This is a genomic window from Streptomyces sp. G-G2 (assembly GCF_030063135.1).
Taxonomy (GTDB): Bacteria; Actinomycetota; Actinomycetes; order Streptomycetales; family Streptomycetaceae; genus Streptomyces.
Map to the genome: position 1 here is coordinate 1 of NZ_JASISO010000103.1, position 5,255 is coordinate 5,255.

Here is a 5,255-nt window from a genome sequence, read left to right on the forward strand (position 1 = left end):
TTCCCGCACCCGCGCCCACCAAGAAGCCAAACAGCACGCCCAGAAGATCGCCACACACCTCCTCGCCTGAGTGCGTTGTGGCCGCCGGACCGTCAGACACGGTGAACGTATGCGGTCACAGCACTAGCGGCGAGCTGGACCCCTGGGCCGGTCGGCTGCGCGAGCTGGCCCGCGAGCCCAACGTCTCCTGCAAGCTCTCGGGCCTGGTGACGGAGGCCGACCGGGACCGGTGGACCGCGGCCGACCTGCGACCGTACGCAGAGGCCGCGTTGGACGCCTTCGGTCCCGAGCGTCTCATGTTCGGCTCCGACTGGCCGGTCTGCCTGCTGGCTGCCTCCTACGAACAAGTGGTCAGCACAGCAGTCGAGTTCACGGCGCATCTGGAGTCGCGCGAGCGTGCGCAGGTCTTCGGCGGCACGGCGGCCCGGGTCTACGGACTCTCCGAAGCGGGGGAGGACCCTGCACCGGGGTCCAGGCCGAAGCAGGCAGCCATCCCCACGCACGTCAGCGGACGTTGACCGAGCCGGCCCCAGTCCCGGTCCCGGTCCCCGGTCCCGAGAGTCAGCAGGATGCGCTGGCAGTGCATGACGGCGCTGACGAGGCAAGTCCCGCACGCCACACCGGCACCACCGAGCTCGCCTTCGCCGCCTCCACCGGCTCGGGACGAACCGGCAGTTCGCCGCGAGCCGGCAGGTCTTCGCGGCGAGGTCCCTCAGCCATGGCGGGGCCGCAGGCCGTTGCGCCTGCGGCCCCTCTCGGTCGCTGATGTCAGGACGGGTCGCCGTACTGGAGGCCGCGTCCGTTGGTGCCGACATACACGCGGCCGTAGGTGTCGGGATCGCCGGTGATGACGCCGACACTACCGATGCTGCCCCACTGGTGGGCGTCGTCGTTGATGCGGAGCCAGGTGGCGCCCTTGTCGGTGGAGCGGAAGACTCCGGTGACGTCCTTGACGGTACCGATCATGTACAGCGCCTGGTAGGTGGCGCCCGGAGCGGCCTTGCCGAAGCCGAGCGCGGAGGCGGACTGCACCGTGCTGAGTGCGGTGAAGGTGTGGCCCCCGTCGGTGGAGTGCAGCAGCCCCTTGCCGCCGCCGGAGATCCACAGGTCTCCGGCGATGCCGGGGACGGCAGTGAGCCGGCCGGCGGGCAGGCCGGTGGCGCGGGCGGTGAAGGTCGCGCCGCCGTCGGTACTGGCGTAGAGCCTGCCGTCGGACAGTGAGTAGAAGGTCTTGGCCGAGGAGCGGTCGGCGACGACCACGGCGCCGTTGCCCAGGCCGCTGACCTTCGACCAGCTCGCCCCCTTGTCGGCCGAGCGGTACGGGGTCTGGCCGGCCTGGGTCCAGACGATGGCGGAGCCTTCCGCCGAGAGCGCGACCTGGCCGCTGTCGGCGCTGCCCACCGGCTCCGACTGGAAACCGGTCCAGCTGCTGCCGCCGTCGGTGGAGTAGGCGCCGTCCTCCGCGCCGCCACGGCCGACGCGGACCATCGCCGAGGGGTATGACTGGGCGAAATCGATGTCGGTGCTGGTGATCATCATCGGGTTCTGCAGCCGTCCGGCAGACACCTTCGTCAGGGAGTCGTGGCGGAAACCTCCCAGGTCACCCATGGCGGTGATGGCGGTGGCGCCGCCGGGCGGGGCGATCACGTCCATCAGCGAGGTCTCCTCCAGCCCTCGGGACCCCACGATCCAGTGGCTGGTACCGCCGTTGTCGGTGGCGTTGGCGTCAGCGCTGCCCCAGATGCCGCTGCCGGTGCCGTACAGCACGTGCCCGGAGTCGAAGGGATCGATGGCCAGGGCGGTCATCCAGTGCCCGATGCCGGTACCGACGTAAGGAGCCCCGGAGGCGTCCCGCTCCGATTTCGCGGCCTGTGCCTTCCAGGTCGTGCCGCCGTCGGTGGTCCGGTACAGCTCGTCCTGGGGCCACCAGCGGTCGAGGGTGGTGACCATCACCGTGGAGGGTTTCTGCGGGTCGACGGCCAGACCGGAGAACCCGTGGCTGCCGCTGGACGGGGAGACGTTCTTCCACGCCCCGGAGGCCGGCGTGTGCTTCCACACCGAGCCCGCCGTCACGCCGTTGGGTCCGAGGGCATTGGCGTATGTCAGGTACAGCGAGCCGTCACCGGAGAGCACGCCGTGCTGCGGCATCTGGCCGGTGGGCTGCCCGGAGACGGCCTGCCAGGTGCTGCCGCCGTCGGTGGAGCGGTACAGGGAGGTGGACTTGTCGGCGACACCGACATATACCGTCTTGCTTCCGGCCGGGCCGTACGTGACGAAGGAGATGCCCCCGCCGCTGCTCGCCCCGTTCTTGACGGGGAACAAGGAGACCTGACTCCACGTCACGCCGTAGTCGGTGCTGCGCCACAGTCCGTTCTTGCGGGTGCCCATCAGCAGGGTGCCGTGGGCTGCGGGGTCGATCGCGAGCCGTTCGCCCGTCCCGCGGCCGTCCTCGTTGCCGCCCAGCTTGAAGGGCAGATTGGTGCGCTGGAAGGTGCGGCCACGGTCGGTGGAGCGCAGGATCGCGCCGTTGCCGGCCCAGTCGTTGGTATAGGTGCCCGCCGCGAGGTAGAGCCGGTTGGGCTCGACGGGGTCGGTGGCCAGCGAGTCGATGCCCAGCAGGTTCCAGTCCTTGTCGCCGACCCAGTCGGTCAGCGGGATCCACTGCTTGGCCGCGGTGTCCCAGCGGTAGGCGCCGCCCATGTCGGTGCGCGCGTACCGCAGGTCCTTCTCGCGCGGGTTGAACACCAGCCCGGTGACGTAACCGCCGCCCATCACCTCGGTGTTCCTCCACACGTACGGTCCGGCCGCGCCCGCGGTCTGCGCCCCACCATTCCCTGACGCCTGGGTCTGGGCCGTCTTCACCAGCTTCCACTGCTGGTTGGTGCTGCCCCTGCCGGGATACTGGATGACCGCCGCGCCGTCGGCCGTCGAGCCCCCGGAGACATCCAGGACCTGGCCGTTTTCGCGTGAGGTGAAGGTGACGGCGCCGGTGCCGCCCACATCGTCGATCCGCCACTGCTGGGAGGTGGAGGAGCTGTCGGTCTGCTGCTCGGCAGCGGCCGCCTGGGCAGTCGAATTGCCCGCTATGCCCAGCACTTTGCCGCTGTTGCGGTTCACCAGCGCGTAGTAGCCGTCCCCGCTGGACTTCAGCTTCCACTGCTGGTTGGCGGTGTTCTGGTCGGTCCACTGCTGGATGCGGGTGCCGTCGGCGGTGGAGAAGCTGTTGACGTCCAACACCTTGCCGCTGCGCACGGAAACCAGCCGGTAGTAGGCCGCGCCGTCAACCGTCGCGGCCTGCGAGTTCTCCTGCACGAACAGGAGATACGGCACGAGGACGGCCGGTACGCCGATCAGCAGGCCGGTGGCGGTCCAGCGACGACGGTGACGCCCGCGGCGCCCGCCGTTCGTGGGGTTGTTCATGGGGGAGGTGTTCTCCTTGCATGCCGTTCGCCAGGGGAAATGCGGATTCCGGCTGCTGGAACCGGCCGGATCTGCCCCCTTGTTGCCACGGGAACCACAAAGCGTTGCCGCGAGCCGGGAACTTTCTTCAGATCACCTCGTGGTGCGGTAGGCGTTGGCCGGCGCCCGGGTGGCGCTGTTGCCCTCCGTACATCGGAGTCGCAGCGCGGCGATACATCCAATGACTTGGGGGGAGTGGTGTGTGATCACGTCATCGCAGGCTCACGTCGACTTCGTCTAATGGCAGGTGAGTTGCCCTTCATGGCGATCTTTGTTGTTCGAAGCATGGACAACGCTTCCGACGCGCCTTATACATACATCCCATGTCCCTGTTTCTTACAGGCTGGACATCTCCTTGACACGTCACGACAGGGGCCCGCATGTCCTCGAGGGGATCAAGACTGCTTCACATCCGGCCGCGTGCGCCCTTGCCGGCGGCCCCGGTACGCATCCGCTGCCACGCCCGCGCCCGTGTCGGCCCCTTCGTGCAGGCACGCATATGAGCGCTAACAATTTTCCGAACTCGAACACCCAGAGGTAATCGTGTACCAGCACAGACCACCGCCACGCCGGCGACGTTTCGCACAGTTGTTTGTGACTGTCACGGCGCTGCTCGCCGCGGCCCTGGTGGCGCCGCAGGCGGCGTCCGCCACGACGGTATCGGACATCAACGGGTCTACCGCGGGTAATGCCGCGATCAAGTCGGTCGACCTGGCCGGAACGTGGGGCTTCACGCCGAAGGGCCGCGCCGCGACGTCGATCACCGTGCCCGGCGGGGGCTGGTACAAGCAGGGCTTCACCGACGTGAACGAGGCGACGTACTCGCGAACCGTGACCGTGCCGGATGCGGGGCAGCCGCAGTCGGCGTGGATAGAGTTCGGCGCGGTGAACCATCAGGCGACGCTGTCGGTGGACGGGCAGGTGGTCGCCACCCAGACCACCTCCTTCACGTCGTCGAACTTCGACATTTCCGCCTTCGCCGCACCCGGCACCACCCACACGGTCAGGGTGAACGTGAAGGGTCGCTATGCCCTGATGCAGGGGACCAAGACCCTGGTTCCCGACGCTGCCGATTGGTCCGAGGCGGTCCCCCAGGGCATCTACCGCTCGGCGTTCCTGCGCGTGTATCCGGCGGTGTACGTCAGCGACACGTTCGTCCGCACCTCCGTGGCCGACAAGACCCTCACCTACGACGTGTCCGTGACGAACACCTCCGGCAGCTCGCGGTCGGTGACGCTGACCGGCGCGCTCGCCTCGGACAACGGTGCGTCGCCCAGCTACCCGGCGCTGCCCAGCCGCACGGTCACCGTGGCCGCGCACTCCACCGCCAAGGTGACGGTCGGTCCGGTGGCGTGGAACCTCGCCTCCACCTCGTACTGGTGGCCGAACGTGCCCTATCAGGCCGGGTACCGCGCCCAACTGCACCGGCTGTCGGTGCACGCGTCCACCGACGACGGCCACACCAGCGACGCCACATACCGGTTCGGGTTCCGGGAGAGCAGCCAGAACGGCGAGTACTACTACCTCAACGGCGTGCGCGTGAACTTCCGCGGCGACAGCCTGCAGGGTGCGGACTTCGACCGGATCGACAATGGCGGCAAGGGCGATGCCTACGACACGCTGAGCCTTTTTCAACCTGACTGCGGCGGTGAGGTGTTGGAGGTTGCCGGCTGTACGGAACGACGAAGCTCCTGGTAGACGGGTTCTCGACCAAGATCACCCGTGTCCGCCAGGAGCTTCGCGTGCTTGTCTACCCCTCGTCGATCGATCTGTCCAGCGGCACCCTGCGCTACCTG

General features: G+C 68.4%; 2 protein-coding genes and 1 pseudogene. 2 read left to right on the plus strand and 1 reads right to left on the minus strand.

What is annotated here, in order from left to right; all coding sequences use genetic code 11:
• Positions 1 to 125: 125 nt before the first annotated feature.
• Positions 126 to 518, plus strand: a pseudogene (locus QMF80_RS37550) (amidohydrolase family protein); the annotation flags it as partial.
• Positions 519 to 768: 250 nt separating this feature from the next.
• On the opposite strand, the gene QMF80_RS37555 reads toward QMF80_RS37550, so the two are convergent.
• On the minus strand, positions 769 to 3,420 hold the full coding sequence (locus QMF80_RS37555) for an RICIN domain-containing protein (protein WP_283461870.1): 2,652 nt from the start codon (positions 3,418 to 3,420) through the stop codon (positions 769 to 771).
• A 633-nt stretch (positions 3,421 to 4,053) separates the two neighbouring features.
• Between QMF80_RS37555 and QMF80_RS37560 the strand changes: the two genes are divergently transcribed.
• The gene (locus tag QMF80_RS37560) at positions 4,054 to 5,157 is read left to right on the plus strand and encodes a sugar-binding domain-containing protein (RefSeq protein ID WP_283461872.1); all 1,104 of its coding nucleotides are present in this window, start codon (positions 4,054 to 4,056) and stop codon (positions 5,155 to 5,157) included.
• Positions 5,158 to 5,255 lie beyond the last annotated feature (98 nt).